At 43.8% G+C, this 19,852-nt stretch carries 22 protein-coding genes; 4 read left to right on the forward strand and 18 right to left on the reverse strand.

Translation table 11 applies throughout. The annotated features are described in order from the left end of the window. Positions 1-15 precede the first annotated feature (15 nt). Positions 16-498, forward strand: a complete 483-nt coding sequence (locus WA325_RS05475; protein WP_010335090.1) for a DUF1641 domain-containing protein — start codon at positions 16-18, stop codon at positions 496-498. Positions 499-529: 31 nt separating this feature from the next. On the opposite strand, the gene WA325_RS05480 is transcribed toward WA325_RS05475, so the two are convergent. The 5 genes from WA325_RS05480 to WA325_RS05500 all read right to left on the reverse strand — a co-directional run bounded on the left by WA325_RS05480 (position 530) and on the right by WA325_RS05500 (position 4,328). Next, positions 530-760, reverse strand: a complete 231-nt coding sequence (locus tag WA325_RS05480) for a YrhC family protein (RefSeq protein WP_010335091.1) — start codon at positions 758-760, stop codon at positions 530-532. 84 nt (positions 761-844) lie between these two features. Beyond that, the gene (locus WA325_RS05485; RefSeq protein ID WP_248337291.1) at positions 845-1,984 is read right to left on the reverse strand and encodes a bifunctional cystathionine gamma-lyase/homocysteine desulfhydrase; all 1,140 of its coding nucleotides are present in this window, start codon (positions 1,982-1,984) and stop codon (positions 845-847) included. Between the two features lies 1 nt (position 1,985). Beyond that, positions 1,986-2,909 carry an O-acetylserine dependent cystathionine beta-synthase gene (locus tag WA325_RS05490; protein ID WP_202853639.1) on the reverse strand — a complete coding sequence of 308 codons (924 nt, stop codon included), beginning with the start codon at positions 2,907-2,909 and terminating at the stop codon, positions 1,986-1,988. Between the two features lie 61 nt (positions 2,910-2,970). Continuing rightward, on the reverse strand, positions 2,971-3,666 hold the full coding sequence (gene mtnN, locus WA325_RS05495; protein ID WP_248337289.1) for a 5'-methylthioadenosine/S-adenosylhomocysteine nucleosidase: 696 nt from the start codon (positions 3,664-3,666) through the stop codon (positions 2,971-2,973). A 20-nt stretch (positions 3,667-3,686) separates the two neighbouring features. Then, the gene (locus WA325_RS05500) at positions 3,687-4,328 is read right to left on the reverse strand and encodes a class I SAM-dependent methyltransferase (RefSeq protein ID WP_227597898.1); all 642 of its coding nucleotides are present in this window, start codon (positions 4,326-4,328) and stop codon (positions 3,687-3,689) included. Between the two features lie 192 nt (positions 4,329-4,520). On the opposite strand from WA325_RS05500, the gene WA325_RS05505 reads away from it, so the two are divergent. After that, positions 4,521-4,724: a YrzA family protein gene (locus WA325_RS05505; protein ID WP_024122294.1), complete on the forward strand. Its 204-nt coding sequence runs from the start codon at positions 4,521-4,523 to the stop codon at positions 4,722-4,724. Between the two features lie 34 nt (positions 4,725-4,758). Here the strand turns inward: WA325_RS05505 and WA325_RS05510 are convergent, their stop codons facing one another. From WA325_RS05510 to WA325_RS05570, 13 genes are all read right to left on the reverse strand, one after another. Next, entirely contained in the window at positions 4,759-5,466 is a 708-nt protein-coding gene (locus tag WA325_RS05510) for a YrrS family protein (protein WP_105953518.1), read from the reverse strand. Between the two features lie 64 nt (positions 5,467-5,530). After that, positions 5,531-7,285, reverse strand: a complete 1,755-nt coding sequence (locus tag WA325_RS05515; protein WP_336183294.1) for a peptidoglycan D,D-transpeptidase FtsI family protein — start codon at positions 7,283-7,285, stop codon at positions 5,531-5,533. 53 nt (positions 7,286-7,338) lie between these two features. After that, positions 7,339-7,812: a transcription elongation factor GreA gene (gene greA / locus WA325_RS05520; protein WP_010335099.1), complete on the reverse strand. Its 474-nt coding sequence runs from the start codon at positions 7,810-7,812 to the stop codon at positions 7,339-7,341. A 248-nt stretch (positions 7,813-8,060) separates the two neighbouring features. Further along, positions 8,061-8,696 carry a uridine kinase gene (gene udk / locus WA325_RS05525; RefSeq protein ID WP_010335100.1) on the reverse strand — a complete coding sequence of 212 codons (636 nt, stop codon included), beginning with the start codon at positions 8,694-8,696 and terminating at the stop codon, positions 8,061-8,063. 6 nt (positions 8,697-8,702) lie between these two features. Then, on the reverse strand, positions 8,703-9,971 hold the full coding sequence (locus WA325_RS05530) for a peptidase U32 family protein (protein WP_044154332.1): 1,269 nt from the start codon (positions 9,969-9,971) through the stop codon (positions 8,703-8,705). Between the two features lie 18 nt (positions 9,972-9,989). Then, entirely contained in the window at positions 9,990-10,919 is a 930-nt protein-coding gene (locus WA325_RS05535; RefSeq protein ID WP_105953515.1) for a peptidase U32 family protein, read from the reverse strand. A 5-nt stretch (positions 10,920-10,924) separates the two neighbouring features. Next, positions 10,925-11,578, reverse strand: a complete 654-nt coding sequence (locus WA325_RS05540) for an O-methyltransferase (RefSeq protein WP_105990310.1) — start codon at positions 11,576-11,578, stop codon at positions 10,925-10,927. Positions 11,579-11,729: 151 nt separating this feature from the next. Beyond that, positions 11,730-12,812 (reverse strand): endolytic transglycosylase MltG, encoded by a 1,083-nt coding sequence (mltG, locus tag WA325_RS05545; protein WP_336183295.1) that lies wholly within the window; start codon positions 12,810-12,812, stop codon positions 11,730-11,732. 126 nt (positions 12,813-12,938) lie between these two features. Further along, positions 12,939-13,220, reverse strand: coding sequence for a DUF1292 domain-containing protein (locus WA325_RS05550; protein ID WP_105953513.1), 282 nt, complete (start codon positions 13,218-13,220; stop codon positions 12,939-12,941). A gap of 17 nt (positions 13,221-13,237) precedes the next feature. Next, on the reverse strand, positions 13,238-13,654 hold the full coding sequence (gene ruvX / locus WA325_RS05555) for a Holliday junction resolvase RuvX (RefSeq protein ID WP_024122301.1): 417 nt from the start codon (positions 13,652-13,654) through the stop codon (positions 13,238-13,240). A 7-nt stretch (positions 13,655-13,661) separates the two neighbouring features. Then, complete coding sequence (locus WA325_RS05560) at positions 13,662-13,928, reverse strand: IreB family regulatory phosphoprotein (RefSeq protein WP_003225903.1); 267 nt, start codon at positions 13,926-13,928, stop codon at positions 13,662-13,664. 84 nt (positions 13,929-14,012) lie between these two features. Then, positions 14,013-16,649: an alanine--tRNA ligase gene (gene alaS, locus WA325_RS05565; protein WP_202853642.1), complete on the reverse strand. Its 2,637-nt coding sequence runs from the start codon at positions 16,647-16,649 to the stop codon at positions 14,013-14,015. Positions 16,650-16,981: 332 nt separating this feature from the next. Then, a complete protein-coding gene (locus WA325_RS05570; RefSeq protein WP_024122303.1) occupies positions 16,982-18,043 on the reverse strand; it encodes an AI-2E family transporter in 1,062 nt (353 codons plus the stop codon). A 222-nt stretch (positions 18,044-18,265) separates the two neighbouring features. Between WA325_RS05570 and WA325_RS05575 the strand changes: the two genes are divergently transcribed. Next, positions 18,266-18,994, forward strand: coding sequence for an amino acid ABC transporter ATP-binding protein (locus WA325_RS05575; protein ID WP_105953511.1), 729 nt, complete (start codon positions 18,266-18,268; stop codon positions 18,992-18,994). 22 nt (positions 18,995-19,016) lie between these two features. Continuing rightward, entirely contained in the window at positions 19,017-19,838 is an 822-nt protein-coding gene (locus tag WA325_RS05580) for a transporter substrate-binding domain-containing protein (protein ID WP_336183296.1), read from the forward strand. Positions 19,839-19,852: the final 14 nt, after the last annotated feature.

A 19,852-nucleotide genomic window follows, 5' to 3' on the forward strand; every position in this document is an offset into this window, starting at 1 on the left:
AAGGGGGAAACGAAAATGGCCACTCCGATTACAACGATCAAAAAAGAAACAAAAACAGCGGAGCAAATCAAGCTTGAGAAAATCGAGGAGCTGAAGGAGCTGCTGACGGAAAATGAGGATGCCGTCTCGAAAACGATGACGTTAATGAGTGAACTTAATGAGCTTGGCATCTTTGATGCAGCAGCAAGCATGCTGAGGGCGAAAGAAGACATCGCCAAAATCGCGCTTGGCCAGGTATCTCGCGAGCCTGTCACAAACCTCATCAACACGATGATGGCGGCTGGAGGCGCTTTGACAAAGGCTGATCCTGCGTTTACAGGCAAGCTTTTAGAAAGCGTAATGGCGGGAACCGAACAGGCGCAAAGCTTTTTAAAAGAAGACAAGAAAGTCGGCATTCTCGATCTCTTAAAAGCGATGAACGACCCTGATATTAACAGAGCAGTCGGCTTCGGCCTTCAGTTTTTAAAAGGCATGGGAAAAGAGCTGCGGGAAGAATAACAAAAAACAGCCATCAGTTGATGGCTGTTTTTTATTCGTCGGCTTCTTCCAAGCGCTTCTTATATACGAGTGAACGGTCGGCGCAAAAGAAAGCGCCGGCTAAAAATACGCAATCCGTCATAAACATAACTGATTTCTGGCCTAACGTTAAGCCCTGATCAGGAAGAACCGCGCCTATATATAAAAAAGTGCTGACTGCAAGCAAGGTAAAAGCGAAATGCTTGTAGTCTTCTTTTAATGATTTCATTCTATTCTTCTTCATAAAAGAATCACCTGCCAGATTCATAGTATATGACTATTATAATATACTCTGGCAGCTTACAGAGAAAGTAAATCTATCCATTTGTTATAAAATGTTAAGAGCCTGCTCGATATCTTCCAGCAAATCCTCCCCATCCTCTATTCCCACAGAGATTCTGATCAAGCCGTCTGTAATGCCGAGTTCAAGCCGGCGCTCTCTCGGAATAGAGGCATGTGTCATTCTAGCCGGAACAGAAATTAAGCTTTCTACAGCGCCCAGGCTTTCCGCAATTGTAAACAGCTTAAGTTTGCCTAAAAAGGCATCCACTCGCTCTTCACTGCCAATATCAAAGGAGATCATGCCTCCAAAGCCTGATCCTTGAGATTTCGCAAGCTCATGTCCCGGATGGTTTGGAGAACCAGGGTAATATAACGTTTGAACAGCAGGATGTTGCTCAAGAAAACTTGCGATTTTCCGCGCGTTTTGATCGATTGCTTCCATTCTGAGCCCCAGTGTTTTGATCCCTCTCATTAACAGCCATGAATCCTGAGGGCCGAGCACGCCGCCTGTTGAATTTTGCACAAAATGCAGCTCTTCTCCAAGCTCTTTCGAAGCTGTAATAACTAAACCGCCGACAACATCACTGTGTCCGCCGAGATATTTAGTCGCACTGTGAAGCACGATATCAGCGCCTAAAGTAAGCGGCTGCTGAAAATATGGTGTATTAAAGGTGTTGTCTACGATTAGAAGAACACCCGCTTTTTTCGCAATATCTGCCATCAGTGATAGATCGGTGATTTTGAGAAGCGGATTTGTCGGTGTCTCAATATAAATTGCCTTTGTATTGGGACGAATCGCTTTTTCGACTTCTTCTCCGCTGCTTGTATCCACAAAAGTTGATTCAATGCCGAGACGGTTAAGCACCTTTGTCATCACTCGATATGTCCCGCCGTACACGTCATCAGTCAAAACAACATGGTCTCCGCTGTTAAACAGCATCATAACAGCTGTAATTGCAGCCATTCCTGAGCTGAACGCATAACCTGCTTCCCCGGCTTCGAGCTCTGTCACAAGCGTTTCCAGTGCAGTTCTTGTCGGGTTGGCCGTTCTTGAATATTCATAGCCGGTATGCTGGCCTGCTTTCGGCTGCTTGTACGTGCTCACTTGATATATCGGAACGGAAACAGCTCCTGTTTTCTCATCACCTGTGATCCCGCCATGTACCATCAATGTTTTTTTCTTCATATCAGATGCCTCCTTCGTATATATGTTTGCTGATATATCGATCACTGCTGTCTGGGAATACTGTGACAATATTTGTTCCGGCAGACGATTTTTTCGCTTCCTCCAATGCCGCATAAAGCGCTGCACCTGAAGAGCTTCCGATCAGCAGGCCTTCTTTTTCAGCCGCTTCTTTAACAAGTCTAAAAGCATTCTCATCTGTTACCGTATATATTGCATCAAAATGGCTTTCATCCATATAGTCAGGGATAAACTCCATGCCGATCCCTTCTGTTTTATGAGCATGAGGCTCTCCGCCGTTTAATATGGAGCCTTCCGGTTCGACAATTACTGTTTTGACTGCGGGATGTTTTTCTTTTAAGAAGGATGCTGTTCCCGCGAATGTGCCTCCTGATCCTGCCCCAGCGACAAACGTATGAATCTTGCCGTCAAGCGCTTTCCATATTTCAGGCCCAAGAGTCTTATAGTAAGTCGATGGATTTACTTGGTTTTTAAATTGCAAAACACAATAGGAATTATCAATTTCCCTCTCCAGCTGTATCGCTTTTCGAATGGCTCCCTGCATTCCGTCTTTACGCGGCGTATGCACGATTGACGCTCCTAGCGCCTGCATAATTTGCTGCTTTTCTTTGCTGAAATGTTCCGGAACACAGAAAATGGCTTTTAAACCATGTTTTCTGGCGTTAAGGGCAAGCCCGATACCTGTATTTCCGGCCGTTGCCTCTATAATGACTCCCCCGGGCTTTACTTTGCCTGAATCCAGGGCGTCACGGATCAGCATATCTCCCAGTCTGTCTTTTATGCTTCCGCCAGGGTTCATCATTTCCAGCTTGGCATATACAGCCACACCTTCAGGAATATCAAAATTCTTCAAGCGGAGAAGCGGTGTATTCCCAATCAGCTCGGTAATGTCCGTAATAACTGTCATATATGTCCTCCTCCTTGATAGAGGTTGTTTTAGGGAAAACGGAGGAGAACACTCCCCCGTTTTAATGAATTCGTTTGATCACTTTTAACACAAGCTCTGTTGAGTGAACAGCAGCCTGCTCTAAAAATTGGTCAAATGATACAGGTGATTCTTTTCCTGCGATATCAGATAATGCTCTGATCACAACAAACGGCGTTTTAAACTGGTGGCACACTTGAGCGACTGCCGCTGCCTCCATTTCTACCGCATACAGATCAGAAAATCTCGCACGCACCTCTTCGACCCGCTTCGGATCATTCATAAAGGAATCGCCTGTTGCGATCGTTCCTTTTGCAACTTGAATGCCGTCAAGCTCAGAAATCGCTTCTTCAGTAATGCTGATCAGCGTTTCATCTGCGGCGTAAGCAGCCGGAAGGCCTGGCACCTGTCCGTATTCATAATCAAAGGCCGTTACATCTACATCATGATGGCGAACGTCAGTAGAAATGACAACGTCTCCCACATTCAGTGTATGATGAAATCCGCCCGCTGAGCCTGTGTTAATCACATAATCAGGCTTGTAGCGATCAAGCAGAAGTGTCGTGCTGATCGCAGCATTCACTTTTCCGATTCCTGATTTTAAAAGAATGACTTCAGTTCCTTCATATTGGCCTGTTGTAAATTCACAGTGCGCGATCGTTTCTGTTTTTGCATTTTCCAGTTTGTTTCTTAGGATGGTTACTTCCTCTTCCATTGCTCCGATGACTGCTAGTTTCATCTATACACATTCCCTTCACTTTACCGTTTGATCGCCTCCATTATCCACACGAAGTCGTTTTGCTGAATGAATTGGACTGCAAAACCTTCAGCTGTAAACATCTCTTTCATCGTTTCCAATGTGGGATAATGCTCCGTCTTTAAATCATTCGCCAGCTGATAAAAGCCCTGAGAACGTGCTTTATCAATGGCTTGATTATACGCTTCCTCGTGTTCAAAGACAGTATCGGCAAACACTATTTTATCATGCATGTGAAGGTATTTGCCATATTGCTTTATTGCGGCTCGTTTTTCTTCGTCAGTCAAATGATGAAAAGCATATGAACTGACAATCGTGTCAGCCTGAAATGGCGGTTCAGGGAATGTCAGGAAGTCTCCGTCAACAATTTCCGCCCTGCCGCGGAGCTTGTCAGATGCTAACTTGCGCATCGCCGGAGACGGCTCGACTCCAAATACAGATTTCCCCGCTTCAAGCAGTTTCGCTGTCAAGTTGCCGGTCCCTGGCCCAAATTCTAATACACGAATCCCTGACCGGCTGACAATGGCATTCAAAATATCATCATAGCCTCTGAATGCCTCTTTATACTGAATATCCAAACCTTGAACTGTTTGATCGTAAGTTGCGGCCCAATCCTCAAAAAGAGGGATAAATTCACGTCCCATAGTTGTCACACTCCATATTTTATAATTCCTATAAGCATACTATGAATTAATGATGGAACAGTTCCTATCTTACCATATCTTCTTGAAAGTAGGTACTAAAACACTTTGTGTTTTTTATCCAGTCATATATTGCGCGTACAGCGTAAAAAGGCTTATACTTCATATGACTTGTAAAGGCGGAGGGGTCGAAAGATGAATTTTCAATTGGATCTGATTAAAGACAAAGTAGAATTTTTCGAAGCGGCATCATTGCAGGAGCTTGAAAAGAAAATCAACACACAAATTGAAAACAATAAAGCGATCATGCTGCGTGTGAAATCTGTCTCGCATCAAACAGCTGTGGCAGACGGAAAATTTTTTTACAGCGCCGTTGTTCATTTTGCAGCTGAGGTGTAAAACAAAAGCAGCCGAAAGATTCGGCTGCTTTTGTTTATTTTAATTTTTCTACTTTTGTCGGCTTCCAGCCTTTTTCATCAACCCATGTAATCGTTACTTGATATTTCTCTCCGCTCGTTTTATCTAAAATCTTACCTTTGGCATCCTGAGGGCTGCCGTTATTTCCGAGCCAGAGAACGGTCATGTTATCTGTTGAAACACCGGTTGCATATGATATGGCTTTCAGCATCTCAGCCCAGTCTTGTGAGCTTGAGTCATAAGTGGCAGCATGCTCGCCCTTCTGCTCAGTTCCGACTGCCTTCCAGTCAGGATTTTCATACGTTTTTTCCACATCACTTGATGAGCCGCCTTCTGTGACTTTTGCGTCTTTAAGCGGGTCATCTGAATTTGAGTTTGAGTCTGAATCAGAATCAGAGTCATCACTTTTAGAAGAATCATCTTTTTTGGAATCTGAATCTGAGTCAGAAGATTTCTCAGAATCCTTTTCGCTGTCAGATGTATCTTTCTTACTGTCTTTTATATCCTCATCCGATTTCTTTTCCGTCTTTCCTGAAGCCGGAGATTCCTGTTTTTGCGCCGTTTCAGAATCCTTGCTGACATCTTTGCTAGAAGGACTGTTAATGAAGAGATTGGCTGCTACTACAACAATTAGAATAGATACGATTGCGATTAAGATGTTAAGCACTAAATTAGCTTTCCTGCGCTTATCACGGTTTTCATAACGAGATTGATTATTGCTCAATAATTCTGCACTCCTTTATCCCTCTTGGCTCAGCATATATTTTACCATGTGCTGAGAAGTTGTTCTATTTCTGATTGATTTCAATTTCGTGTACTTTTTTAACAATATCATAAAACACCGAATTTGTCAGAGCCTTATCCCCCGGCGTATCCATGTGCAATACGACAAGCGCGTATTTCGGCTTATCCGCGGGAAAATACCCGGCAAACCATTTTTCATAAAGCGTTTCTTTATCTTTTGAAAGCTTGCCTGTCTGGGCGGTGCCTGATTTCCCTGCTACAGTATACGAAAGATCCTGAAACCTTCTGCCCGTTCCGGAAGGAGATTCCACCACCTGCCGCAGCATTTTTTGAAGCTGCTGTGCCGTATATTTGTCTATTGTTTCTCCTTTAATCTTCTGATCTTTAAACTTGACGAGCGTTGTGCCGTTTTTGTATTCAATCTGCTCTGCGATTTTCACCTGCCGCTTTTCACCGCCGCGGGCGATTGTCGCCATCATATTAGCTACCTCAAGCGGCGTTACCTTTACATTTTTCTGCCCGATCGCTGTTTGCGCAATTGCTTTTTTGACTGATTTGTCTTTTTCATCCCCCCAAATCACGCCGCTTTTTTCATTATAGAATTGGCGGAAATCTGACTCGTGGTACAGTTTTCCTTCCCAGCCTGCCCGATCTGTAAGGGACAGCTTTTCTGACATGTCTTCAATGACGGAATGGTCTTTCTTCATTAATTGTTCGGCAAGACTTGTAAACGTGTAATTGCAGCTTTGTGCGAAACTTTCTTCAAAGGACAGGGTTCCATTATCGTCTCCCGGTTCGCCGTACAGGTTTAAATTACAATTAAAGGTTTGACTCGGCTTTACCGCGTTATGCTCAATCGCAGCTGCCGCTATCACAGTTTTAAAAACGGAGCCGGGATAGATTGGCGTCAGCATATAATTTTGAAGCGTGTTTTGTCTGGACACATCGGCATCCGGTTTGCTTACGATGCCCAACACACTGCTCTTTTCGATGTCCAGCAGCACCGCTCCTCCTTTTTTCAGCCCCTGATCATCTAGTATGCCTTCTATCGCTTTTTGAATGCTTTGATCAATCGTTGTTTTGACTTGGAGCGGATAAAATGAGTTGGCCTCAGCTGTATATTTGACGTCCATGCCGAACAAAGGGTTTCCTTTTCCGTCCACATGATACAAAAGCTTCGTGTCCTGTTCCGGGAGCAAAAACTCATCAAATGTCCGTTCTAAACCAGTTGTGCCGATTTTCGTTTTAATCGGCAGGTTTTCCTTTTCAGGATACTTATTGCGGAGAAGCGCCGGATCTTGATTGGTTGTGCCTATCGTATGCGAGGCAAGACTGGGCTTGTCTTCATTCTCCATATATACGCCGTAAATGCCAGGATATTTCAAAGAATTGATTTTTGTGATAGATTCCTTCGAAAGTGTTTTGATTTTCTTTTGATGTAAAATAACTGGTTTTTTCGATTTTGCAAGAGTCTGATGCAAATCATCTTCAGACATGCCGAGAATCTCTGCGACTTTTTTAATCGGCCAGTCCTGCGTTAACAGAAAAGGGAACAAGACAACCGCAGGCTCGCTTGTGCCAGTCAGCGCTTGGCCGTTTCGATCTAAAAACGATCCTCTGCCATCAGAAATGAGCACTTCCTCCGTTCGTTGATTAACACTTTCCTGTATTAAATTAATTTTCTTTTTCGAAAATGATTCTGTGAAAAACAGCTGGATTTCCGCGAGCCTAAGCAAAAGCAGAAAAAACACGATTAAAAAAGCCAGGACAGCCAGCTTCATTCGTTTCGATAACTTCATAAAAAAACACCTCACCCACATTGTGGACGAGGTGTTTCTTTGCTAAACGGATATTATGAAATTTTCACAATTTTCACGAGCATTTCTCCGCCCGGTGTCTGAACTGTGACTTCATCATCTACTTTTTTGCCAAGCAGGCTTTTAGCGATCGGCGAGTCGTTTGAAATTTTCCCTTCAAACGGATCAGCTTCAGCGCTTCCGACGATTGTATAAGATTCTTCATCACCATCAGGCAGTTCGACAAAAGTGACGGTTTTACCTAAACCGACAACGTTAGAGCCGCCGTCATCTTCAATGATTTTCGCATTGCGGATCATATTCTCAAGAGTCGTTACACGGCCCTCTACGAATGCCTGCTCTTCTTTCGCTGAGTCGTATTCAGAGTTTTCGGAAAGATCCCCGAAACTTCTCGCGATTTTGATGCGCTCTACTACTTCTTTTCGTTTAACCGTTTTCAAATATTCTAATTCTTGTTCAAGTTTTTGTTTTCCTTCTACAGTCATAGGAAAAACTTTCTCTTGTGCCATGTCCCTTCACTCCTTCTGGTTGTCCCTCAACATCTTCGATTATGTATGAGAGCATAAACTAAAATACAAGAATGAGAACACAGGGCAGTCCTCGTTCTTCTCTCCCATATTGGTACTGTTTATCTTAAACTGAATCTTGTGGTTCTGCAAATATTTCGCGTTTATAAACAGGGAAAGAAGGGAATTTACACATCCCCTTCCTGCCTATACATAATATGGTCAGAGTTATTTATGTCTATGCTATGGTATTACAAAATCGCATTTTGTTCAAGAATGGTTTGAATTTTTGTGACCATCAGATCAATTGCAACGTGATTTTGTCCGCCTTCCGGGATAATAATATCAGCGTATCGCTTTGTCGGCTCAACGAATTGATTGTGCATCGGGCGGACAACAGACACATATTGTTCAATGACAGAATCAATAGAGCGTCCGCGCTCATTAATATCTCTCATAATCCGTCTTATAATGCGCAAGTCTGCGTCTGTGTCAACGTAAAGCTTGATATCCATCAGGTCGCGCAGCCTTTTATCTTCAAGAACAAGAATGCCTTCAAGAATAATCACGTCTTTCGGCTCTACGTGAACCGTTTCTTCTGACCGTGTGTGAAGCTTATAATCGTAAATCGGCTTTTCAATCGGACGGTAATTCAATAGGTCTTGAATATGCTCGATTAAATAGTCATTATCAAACGCAAGCGGATGATCATAGTTTGTATTCAGCCTTTCTTCAAATGGAAGATGGCTTTGGTCTTTATAATAGAGGTCTTGCTGGATCATTAAAATCGAGTGCCCTTTGAATTGTTCATAAATTGAACGTGTTACACTCGTTTTTCCTGAACCGGAACCTCCTGCGATTCCAATGACTACTGGACTCTTACCCATGGGTGATTACTTCCCCTTTCTCATCATGTTGCTCGGATAAATCTTTTTGTCTAATTTGAATTTGACAATTTGCAGGGGATGGCGGGCAGCGTCTAGCTCATTTCCGTCTTCGTCCCAAATGGTTTCAATCGTATGTGTAAAGTTTTCGATTTCCGGACCGAAAAATTCTACTTCGTCACCTTTTTTGAAGAAATTGCGCTGCTGAAGAGTGACCATTTGTGTATCCTCATCATAATTCAGCACTAAGCCGACAAAATCAAATGTTGTTTTTTTGCCGTGTTCGCCAAACATTTGCTCTTCATAGCCTGGTGTTCCTTCGAAGAAAGCTGTCGCAGTGTCACGGTTGGCGCATTTATCAAGCTCTTCCAGCCATTCTTTTTGAATCACAAAGTTATCGGGATCAGCGCAATAAGCGTCAATCACTTTACGATATACGCTGACAACTGTCGCTACGTAGTGAATGGATTTCATCCGTCCTTCAATCTTTAAGCTGTCGATGCCCATTTCAATCATTTTCGGAATCGACTCAATCAGCTTCAAGTCTTTCGGACTCATTGCAAACGGAGCGTCTTCTTCACTGTATAAAGCAACGGCATTGGCACCGTCGGTTTGATATAAATCATAATCCCAGCGGCATGACTGGCAGCAGCCTCCGCGGTTGGAATCGCGGGCTGTCATGTGATTGCTCAAGACACAGCGGCCGGAGTATGCAATACACATCGCACCGTGAATAAAGGATTCGATTTCGATATCTACTTTTTCTTTCATTTCTCTGATTTCGAGCGCGCTTGTCTCACGGGCTAACACCACACGGTCAAGCCCTTCTTCCTTCCAGAACTGAACAGCCTTCCAGTTGGAGAGAGATTGCTGCGTGCTCAAGTGAACCTCAACATGAGGCGCTACTCTGCGGCAGGTTTCGATAATAAGCGGATCTGCCACAATGATGCCGGCAACATTGGCGTCACCGAGAGCTTTTAAATAATCTTCAAGCCCGTCAATATTCTCATTATGGGCAAAAATATTTGTCGTGACGTAAATTTTCGCGCCGTATTTTTTCGCAAATTCGACGCCCTCTGCGATTTCTTCAATCGTAAAGTTATCCGCATTCGAACGAAGCCCGTATTCCTGCCCTCCGATAAAGACGGCATCCGCTCCGTAATGTACAGCAATTTTCAGCTTTTCAAGATTCCCCGCAGGCGCGAGAAGCTCTGGCTTTTTCGTAATCACACGCTTACCATCAACTATTTTAGAAATCTTATCATTTACGGCAGTCATAGCGTAACCTCCTTTTCATTAATAAACCGTTTCTTTAAAGAAGAAGCCGGTATCTATTTTTCTGTTTACTGGCTGAATGTTTTCAATACGTTCGATCCAGTCTTCTTTTTTCGCTTCGTAATCGTCACGGTTTTCCGCACACAGATCAATCGCTTCTCTGTACATGCTGGTGACTTCCACTAAGTATTCAGATGATTTCAGAACACCGTCGATTTTGAAAGAATCGACTCCCGCATCTATCAGATCTTCAAGTTCATCAATGATGCACACATCGTTCGGGCTCATGATATGTGTGCCGTTCTCATCTTCGAAAATCGGATATTTATTATGGCGTTCCTTATCATGCAGGAACATGCCGGATTCTTTTTTCTTTCTTTCAATGTCCATGACTTTGCCTTGGTATTCGAAATAGTTTCCGATCAAGGAACGTTTCGACTGGAACATGCAGGTCATTCCATGCACCTGGACTTCAATTTCAACTTCTGCATTTTCTTTGATCTCAACAATGCTGTCCATATTTAATTCTCTGGCAAGCACAGATCGAGCTGCGCCTTTACGTCCCCAGTAGTTGCATGTATAATAGTTGGTTCCTGTCGTTTCTGTGCTCCAATGAAGCTTCAGATCCGGCGCTGATTCACGTGCAGCCATAAGAACGGCAGGATCGCCGAATACAGCCGCATCAACGCCCGTTTCCGCTAAGAAAGCGAGATAATCGCCAAGTTCTCCCACTTTATCGTTATGAAAAATTCCATTTACGGCAACGTATACTTTTGCTCCTTCGTTATGGGCAATGTCTACCGCTTTCGTTACATCCTCACGGGAAAATTCCCCCGCTAATCTCAGACCGTATCTCTGTTCCCCAACTAAAAACGCAGTTGCCCCCGCCTGAATCAGCGGCAAAATGTCTGCCGTACTTGTCGGTGTGACTAAGAGCTCTGGTTTTTTCATGACGTTCACCTCTTCTTTTTACTGATCGCAAGCCCGTCCCCAACAGGGATAATCGCAGTTTGATAATCAGGATGATTCATCAGCCAATGATTATACTCATCGATTTTTGATACCAGCCTGCGCCTTCTTTTTGGTTCTATTTTGCTGTAATCCTCTGCCACCAGACCTTTAAACAGCACGTTGTCTGTTAAAATCACCCCGTCTGGCGAAAGCATCGGTTCATATAAGTGAAAAAAGTTTTGATATTGACCTTTAGCAGCATCAATGAAAATCACATCATATGGCGCTGTGACATGAACGGCTTCTGCTAATTCGAGCGCGTCCCCGTAAAACACATGGATTCGGTCATCAAGCTGAAAATCCTTTATGTTGTGAACAGCTTCCTCATGGCGTGTCTCATTGCGTTCAATCGTATATATTTCTGCAGACGGCAGTGCCAGCGCCATTCGAATGGCCGAGTAACCGATAGCCGTTCCGATCTCCAGTATTTTCTTCGCCTGTTTGACAGACAAAATTTGGAGCAGCACTTCTATGCCCGCTTTTTCCATAATCGGAACATGATGTTCTTCCGCATATGCTTCCAGTTTCCTCACGTTATCCGGCTGAGGCTTCAATAATGCTTCTATATAGTCATTTATTTGTTCATAGCGGTCTGTCACAACAAACAGCCTCCCGTTCTAAAAAGGAGTGCCCCAGTCTTTGACACAGGACACTCTCTGAGCACAACTTGTATACGTTAGTAAACAACCCGATATATTTTATCATAAAACCTTGCGGAATGCGAATAAAAGGAGAGCTTTTGCTCTCCTTTTATTTCTGATTTTTTGCCGAAATATATTTTTCTTTTGCTTTATTATGTTCTTTTAATGTTTTCGTAAATACGACATCACCGTTTGATTTTGCTAAAAAGTACAGATAGTCCGTTTTATCCGGATGAAGCGCCGCTTCCCAAGACGACATTCCGGCATTGGCAATCGGTCCTGGCGGCAGACCGGTGTTTTTATACGTATTGTACGGCGAATCGATTTCAAGGTCTTTATAAAGCACCCGGTCTTTATGCTTTCCAGCCGCGTACAAGACGGTCGGATCGGTCTGAAGCGGCATCTTCTTTTTCAGCCTGTTATAAAAGACGCTGGAAATTTTATGGCGATCCGCTTTTTCAGTCGCTTCCTCTTCGATCAAAGAAGCCATCGTCAGCAGCTTATGCACAGAAAGCTTTTCTTTCTTCATTTCTGTTTTGTATGTCTTCACATAAGAATCTGTCTGTTTCATCATCTCAGTTATGATGTTCTCAAGCGATGTATCCGGATCGTTGAATGGATATGTAGCCGGGAATAGGTATCCTTCCAACGGATGCTTTATATTTTTCTGAAAAACATCGTTTGTAACGGTGTCCGGAAATTCCTTTTTCAGCTGATTGATAAACGTTTTATCGTCCAGCTTTGCCATGACCTGTTTTTTTGAGTATTTCGTTTCCTCCGCAATGGCGTCGGCGATCTGTGTCAGCTGTTTCCCCTCAGGGACCGTGATTTGAAAGGCGTAGTTTGTTGCTCCGCTTGTCAGCTTCTTGATAATGGCATCCAGATCCATTCCTTTGTTCAGATGGTAGTACCCGGCTTGGAATCCGGAAGCTTTTTTATATTTCACATAGTACTGAAATGCCTTTTCACTTTTTATGACATTGTTTTCCTTCAAAATCGATGCGATCGTAGATACAGACGATCCGCTCGGAATGTTAATATTAACTGTCGTTTTATTGTTTTTTTCAACAGGTTCCAGCAGTGATTTCCCATATAAAAATGCTCCGCCTATGATGAGAAGCAGCACAATAATGGAAGACAGTACAATTCTTTTTTTATTTAAAAATGATTTTTTTTGCTGATTAATATACATAAGGTCTCCTCCCATCAGCTTTTATACTACATGATTCATGCTGTTTCGGCAATTTATTACAAAAAAAGGTCTCTTTATAAGCAAAAAAAAGCCGGAGCAGTATAGGCTCCGGCTTTTGGCGCGGTTTTACTCTTCGTCTTCTTCCGCTAAAAACGTGTTTAATGTCTCTTCGATCATATCCCATTCTTCATCGGTTTCGATCGGGAATAGTTCGCCGTCTTCACCATCTTCGTTTGGCGTAAAGCTGGAAGCAAGAATTTCTACTTCTTCATCATTCTTTGTTTCAATTGGGTAGTACAACACATAAGATTTGCCAAACTCTTCGTTTTCAAATGTAAACAGCACTTCGCAAAGCTGTTCATTTCCTTGTTCGTCAACAATTGTAATATTTTTTTCGCCGTGTTCCATTATATTCACCTCTGGCTTTAATTTAAGCTGTCAAGATATCCTTGCAGAATCATAACAGCCGCCATTTTATCAATGACTTTTTTTCGTTTCTGCCTGCTGACATCAGCGGCAATCAGCATTTTTTCAGCCGCCATTGTGGTAAGACGCTCGTCCCACAGCACAACAGGAACATTGTACGTGGTTTCAAGCACTTTCGCAAATGTTTGGCTGGCTTCACCTCTCGGGCCGACTGTTCCATTCATGTTTTTAGGAAAGCCGAGCACGATCTTATCTATAGTATAGTCTTTTGTCAGTTCAGATAAACGGGGTAAGCCGTAATCGCCCTCTGCTTCATTTATCTTTATGGTCTCAATGCCTTGAGCAGTCCAGCCCATTTCATCGCTCAGAGCAACACCGAGTGTTTTGGTTCCTAAATCGAGCCCTAATATTCTCATTGTTTATTTACGCCTCTTTATGCTGTTCTAAATAAGACTTCACCAATTCCTCGATTAATTCGTCTCTTTCAAGTTTGCGAATTAAATTGCGAGCGTCACGATGCCTAGGAATATAAGCGGGATCACCTGACAGCAAGTATCCGACAATCTGATTGATTGGATTGTAGCCCTTTTCCTGAAGCGCGTCATAAACAGTAATCAGCACCTCATTTACGTTAGTCTCGGCAGAATCATCGGAGAAATTAAATTTCATCGTTTTATCAAACGAGCTCACCGTTTTGCACCTCTTTCCCAAATTCGCAGGCAAAGTTCAGCCTGGGGTCCTAATCTTACCATCATTCTACACTACATGGGCAAATTATAAAACGGATTTCACCCAATCTTCTACAGAAGCCAATGCTTCTTCTAATTTTTCCGGCTGTTTGCCGCCTGCCTGTGCCATGTCCGGACGGCCTCCGCCGCCTCCGCCGCAAACTTCTGCGGCTTGTTTGACAAGCTTGCCGGCATGAAGGCCTTTCTCAATCAGATCCTTTGTAACACCTGCAGAAATATTGACTTTATCATTTTGCACAGCGCCAAGCACGATGACCGCAGAGCCGATTTTTGCTTTCAGTTCATCAACCATTGTGCGGAGATGGTTCATGTCTTTGGCGTTTACCTTTTCCGCAAGCACGCTGACACCATCAACTTCTTTTACTTTTGATAGAATCGCGCCTGCTTCAACGTTGCCGAGTTTCGCCAGAAGAGATTCATTTTCTCTTTGCGCTTCCTTCAGCTCAGCCTGCAGCGCAGCAACGCGCTTCGGCACTTCTTTGATATTTGTTTTCAGTTCGTCGGCAGTCTGCTTCAAAACTGAGATCTGGCTGTTCATTTCCACGTAAGCGCCTTGTCCTGTTACAGCTTCAATCCGTCTAGTGCCCGCTCCGATTCCAGACTCAGATACGATTTTAAATAAACCGATTTCGGCTGTGTTGCTGACATGGCATCCGCCGCAAAGCTCAAGGCTGTAATCTCCGACTTGAACAACCCTTACAATATCACCGTATTTTTCTCCGAACAGAGCCATAGCTCCCATTTCTTTTGCTTCAGCGATCGGTTTCAGATCAATGCTGACCGGAATGCTTGCCCAAATCTTTTCGTTTACAATGACTTCAATTCGTTCGAGCTCTTCTTTTGTCACTTGCCCGAAGTGTGAGAAGTCAAAACGAAGGCGGTTTTCATTCACAAGAGAGCCCGCCTGATTGACGTGCGTTCCAAGAACATCCTTCAAGGCCTGGTGCAATAAGTGCGTTGCCGTATGGTTTTTAATCACGCCGCTTCTCATATGATCTTCAACCTCAGCTGTTACATGCATGCCTTTTTGAACGGTTCCGCTCTCGACAACACCTTCATGCACATGCTGGCCGTTCGGCGCTTTTTGCACATCTTTCACTTTTACCACTGCCTGCTCGCTGCGCAAAAAGCCTTTATCGCCGATTTGACCGCCGCTTTCCGCATAGAAAGGTGTTTCGTCAAGAATGATCTGTACAGTTTCGCCTTCATGTGCTTCTTCAATTAACTGGCCGTCTTGCAGAAGCACAATCACATTGGCATCAGCCTTTGTTTGAGAGTAGCCGACAAATGTGCTTTCTTCTGTTACGTCGCGTAATGCGCCGCCCTGCACCTGCATGCTGCCGACATCCTGACGTGCATTTCTGGCCCGCTCGCGCTGCTGGTTCATTTCTTCTTCAAAGCCTTTATGGTCAACTGTCATGTTCTCGTCTTCCGCATATTCTTCAGTCAGTTCAACCGGGAATCCGTAGGTGTCGTAAAGTTTAAAGACATCCGCACCTGAAATGACGCTGCTGCCCTTATCTTTTTCCTTTTTGATCATTTCTGACAAGATGGCAAGCCCTTCATTCAATGTTTCGTGGAAGCGTTCTTCCTCCGTTTTTATGACCTTTGAGATGAATTCTTCCTTCTCTTTTACTTCAGGGTAGAAAGCAGCCATGATCTCAGCAACAACCGGCACAAGATCGTACATGAACGGACGGTTGATGTTGATCGTTTTGGCATAACGCACAGCGCGGCGCAATAAACGTCTTAATACATAGCCGCGTCCTTCATTAGACGGAAGCGCCCCGTCACTGACAGCAAAAGCAACCGTTCTGATGTGGTCGGCGATGACTTTAAATGCAGTGTCTTTTACATGGTCTTGGCCGTATGCTTCACCGGAAATCGTTTCTGTCGCTTTGATGATTGGGACAAACAAATCAGTATCGAAGTTTGTCGGGACATTCTGGATGACAGATACCATTCTTTCAAGTCCCATGCCTGTATCAATGTTTTTCTTCGGAAGCGGTGTATAGGTGCCGTCCGGGTTATGGTTGAACTCAGAGAATACAAGGTTCCATACTTCAAGGTAACGGTCATTTTCTCCCCCAGGATAAAGCTCTGGATCATCTGGATCGTTCCCATACGCTTCACCGCGGTCGTAGAAAATTTCTGTGTTCGGTCCACTCGGCCCTTCGCCGATGTCCCAGAAGTTCCCTTCCAGGCGAATAATTCTTTCTTCCGGAATACCAATTTTTTTCGCCCAAAACTCATATGCTTCTTCATCTTCGGGATGAACCGTCACAGAAAGAAGCTCTTCATCAAAACCAATCCACTTGTCACTCGTTAAAAACTCCCAAGCCCATGTGATCGCTTCTTCTTTAAAATAATCGCCGATGGAAAAGTTTCCGAGCATTTCAAAGAATGTGTGATGGCGCGCGGTTTTACCCACATTTTCAATATCGTTTGTTCTGATTGCTTTTTGAGCGTTTACGATTCTTGGATTTTCCGGCACAACGCGGCCGTCAAAATATTTTTTCAGCGTCGCAACACCGCTGTTGATCCAAAGCAGTGAAGGATCTTCATGAGGCACTAATGACGCGCTCGGCTCTACAGCATGTCCTTTTTCTTTAAAGAAATCCAAAAACATTTGACGCACTTCAGCAGAAGTTAAGTGTTTCATTGTATTTCCTCCTCTATAAAAATCGAAATTCTCTTCAGTGACAGCAAAAAAGCCCTCCCCCTATGCAAACACACGTTTACACAGGGACGAGAGCTGTCTCGCGGTACCACCCTGATTACGGGCCTTATGATTCGCCCGTCACCTTTCATCCAATAACGCAGGATGTGCGGCAGCGATTAACTGCACTCAGGATTAGCTTCCTCCGATCTTCTGATAAAGCTCCTTTCAGCTTGCGGAGCTTCTCTCTTTAACAGGGCTTCGGCGTACTCAGATCCGTCACTCGAGATTCGTATGTATTCTACGAGAAATTATAGACAAGCGGCACGCCAATGTCAATGCTCCGTCCGCATCCGCAGAAAATGGATCATCATTACTTTTAAAACAGCCGCAGCAGGCACTGCCAGTATCATGCCGACAATCCCCGCCAGCTCTCCTCCGGCAAGAAGCGCAAGCATAATCACTACCGGGTGCATCTTGAGGCTTCTGCCGACAATAAACGGACTGAGGACATTTCCTTCCAAAAATTGAAGTACAAACACCGTAATGACAACGACAAGGACGGCCTTCACAGAAATCGTCATCGCAATCAAAAGCGCAGGAACAGCGCCGATAAAGGGACCGAAGTACGGGATGACATTCGTAATACCCGAGATAAGACCCAGTATCAGCGGATACGGAAGGCCAAATATCCAAAATGTAATACCGGCTACAGCTCCAAGAATCAAGCAGACGAGCAGCTGGCCGCGAATGTAATCACCGAGAGAATCATCTACATCAAGCAAAAAAGCGCTGCCCCGCTTCCTCCACGACTTCGGCGTCAAATACCACACCGTTTTTTTCATCAATTCGATGTCCTTGACCATATAAAACACGAGAAAAGGAATCGTTGCCGCAATTAAGAAATAGTCGAGCACTTTACGGATTCCGCTAATTGCCCCTTCGATTGTGCCGGCGAAAAACGCCTCTGTCTGCCTAATCATTTTGTCTATGCGCTGATGCATGCCGTCCGGCCAGTCATCTGTATGGTTATGCACATGGAGAAGGAGCCCATTGTACGTCTCGGCAAACATAGGTATATTTTCTGACAGATCCGTCAGCTGCACGATTAGAACAGGCACACCTTTATATAATGCCCAGCCCAGTCCGCCAAAAAAAAGGACGTAAATCACCAAAATGCTTAAAGTCCTTGGCAAACCTTTGTCATGAAGCCACTCAGTGACCGGAAGTAATAAATAAGAAATAAAAATAGAAATGATCAAGGGAATAAAGATCGATTTTATGACGAGCCACAGGGGAGACCATAACATATCTAGCATACAAAAGACATAGACTGTTAACAGGACCAATAAACAAATGGCCACCCATAACAAAAGCTGCACCGGTTTCTGGAGCATCTGCTTTCACCTCTTCTATATCTTTTGAGGATTATAGGGAATTATTCTCTTATGTTTTCTTTACACAGACAAATGGAATGGATATTTTCCTGCGTTAAATTTTCAGAAAAGTTTGACCCTTTCGCACTAAGGTATGCATCATATCGTGTTGTTACTTTCCTCAACCTTGTAAGTTAGTTACATTTACACATAATTATTGAAGTTTCTGTTAGGAGGATTGCGATGATCTCATTTCAAAATGTAAACAAGCATTACGGAGATTTTCATGTGTTAAAGCAGATTAACCTGCAAATCGAAAAAGGTGAAGTCGTCGTCATTATCGGCCCATCCGGTTCCGGAAAAAGCACTTTGCTCAGATGCATCAACAGGCTGGAGACAATTAACGAAGGAACACTTACCGTAAACGGCACAGTTATTAATGACAGAAAAACTGACATTAATAACGTACGGCGAAATATCGGAATGGTGTTTCAGCACTTTCATTTATATCCTCATAAAACCGTGCTGCAAAATATTATGCTGGCGCCCGTAAAAGTACTCGGACAATCCGCTGAACAAGCAAAGGGAACTGCGCTGTATTACCTTGAAAAAGTCGGAATCCCTGAGAAAGCAAACGCCTATCCTTCCCAGCTTTCCGGCGGGCAGCAGCAGCGTGTGGCTATTGCCCGGGGACTGGCGATGAAGCCGGAGGTCATGCTGTTTGACGAGCCGACATCGGCGCTCGATCCGGAAATGATCGGTGAAGTGCTTGATGTGATGAAAAACCTCGCCAAAGAAGGCATGACAATGGTTGTCGTGACGCATGAAATGGGGTTTGCGAGAGAAGTGGCGGATCGTATTGTCTTTATTGATGAAGGAAACATTCTGGAGGAAGCAGCACCGGCTGAGTTTTACGCAAACCCGAAGGAAGAACGGGCACGCCTATTCTTGAGCCGTATTTTAAATCATTAAAAAGAGAAATGGGGGAGTTTGTATGAAAAAGATTTTATCGTTAGCATTGATTTCTTTAATCGCTGTTGCCATGCTTGCTGCATGCGGAAGCAAGGGGTCAAACGGAGAAAGCGCAAAGGATAGCAAAAAAGATACATTAGCTGCCATTAAAGATCAAGACAAAATTGTTTTCGGTGTTAAAACCGACACCAGGCTGTTCGGCCTGAAAAACCCAAGCTCAGGTGATATCGAGGGATTTGACATCGACATTGCCAAACAAATCGCTAAAGATATTTTAGGGGACGAAAACAAAGCTGAATTTAAAGAAGTCACATCAAAAACAAGGATTCCGATGCTTCAAAACGGAGATATCGACGCCATTGTCGCAACGATGACGATCACTGATGAACGAAAAAAGGAAGTTGACTTTTCCGATGTCTATTTTGAAGCAGGCCAATCACTTCTGGTGAAAAAAGGCAGCAAGATCAAAAGTATTGAGGACCTTGGCAAAGGATCGAAAGTTCTCGCTGTAAAAGGCTCCACTTCCTCTCAAAACATACGCGAAAAGGCACCTGATGCGAGTGTATTAGAGTTCGAAAACTACACCGAAGCCTTTACAGCGCTGAAATCCGGTCAAGGTGATGCTCTCACAACGGATAATGCCATTTTATACGGAATGGCTGACGAGAATAAAAATTATCAATTAACAGGAGAACCATTCACGGATGAGCCATATGGAATTGCCGTAAAAAAAGGACAATCGGCTCTCGTAAAAGAAATTAACGCTTCTCTCGAAAAGATGAAATCGGACGGTAGATATGACGAGATTTATAAAAAATGGATTAAAGAAGAACCAGCTGAATAACGAACATCCCGGGG

Origin of the sequence: Bacillus sp. 205(2023) (genome assembly GCF_037027485.1) — a bacterium.
Taxonomy (GTDB): Bacteria; Bacillota; Bacilli; order Bacillales; family Bacillaceae; genus Bacillus; species Bacillus halotolerans.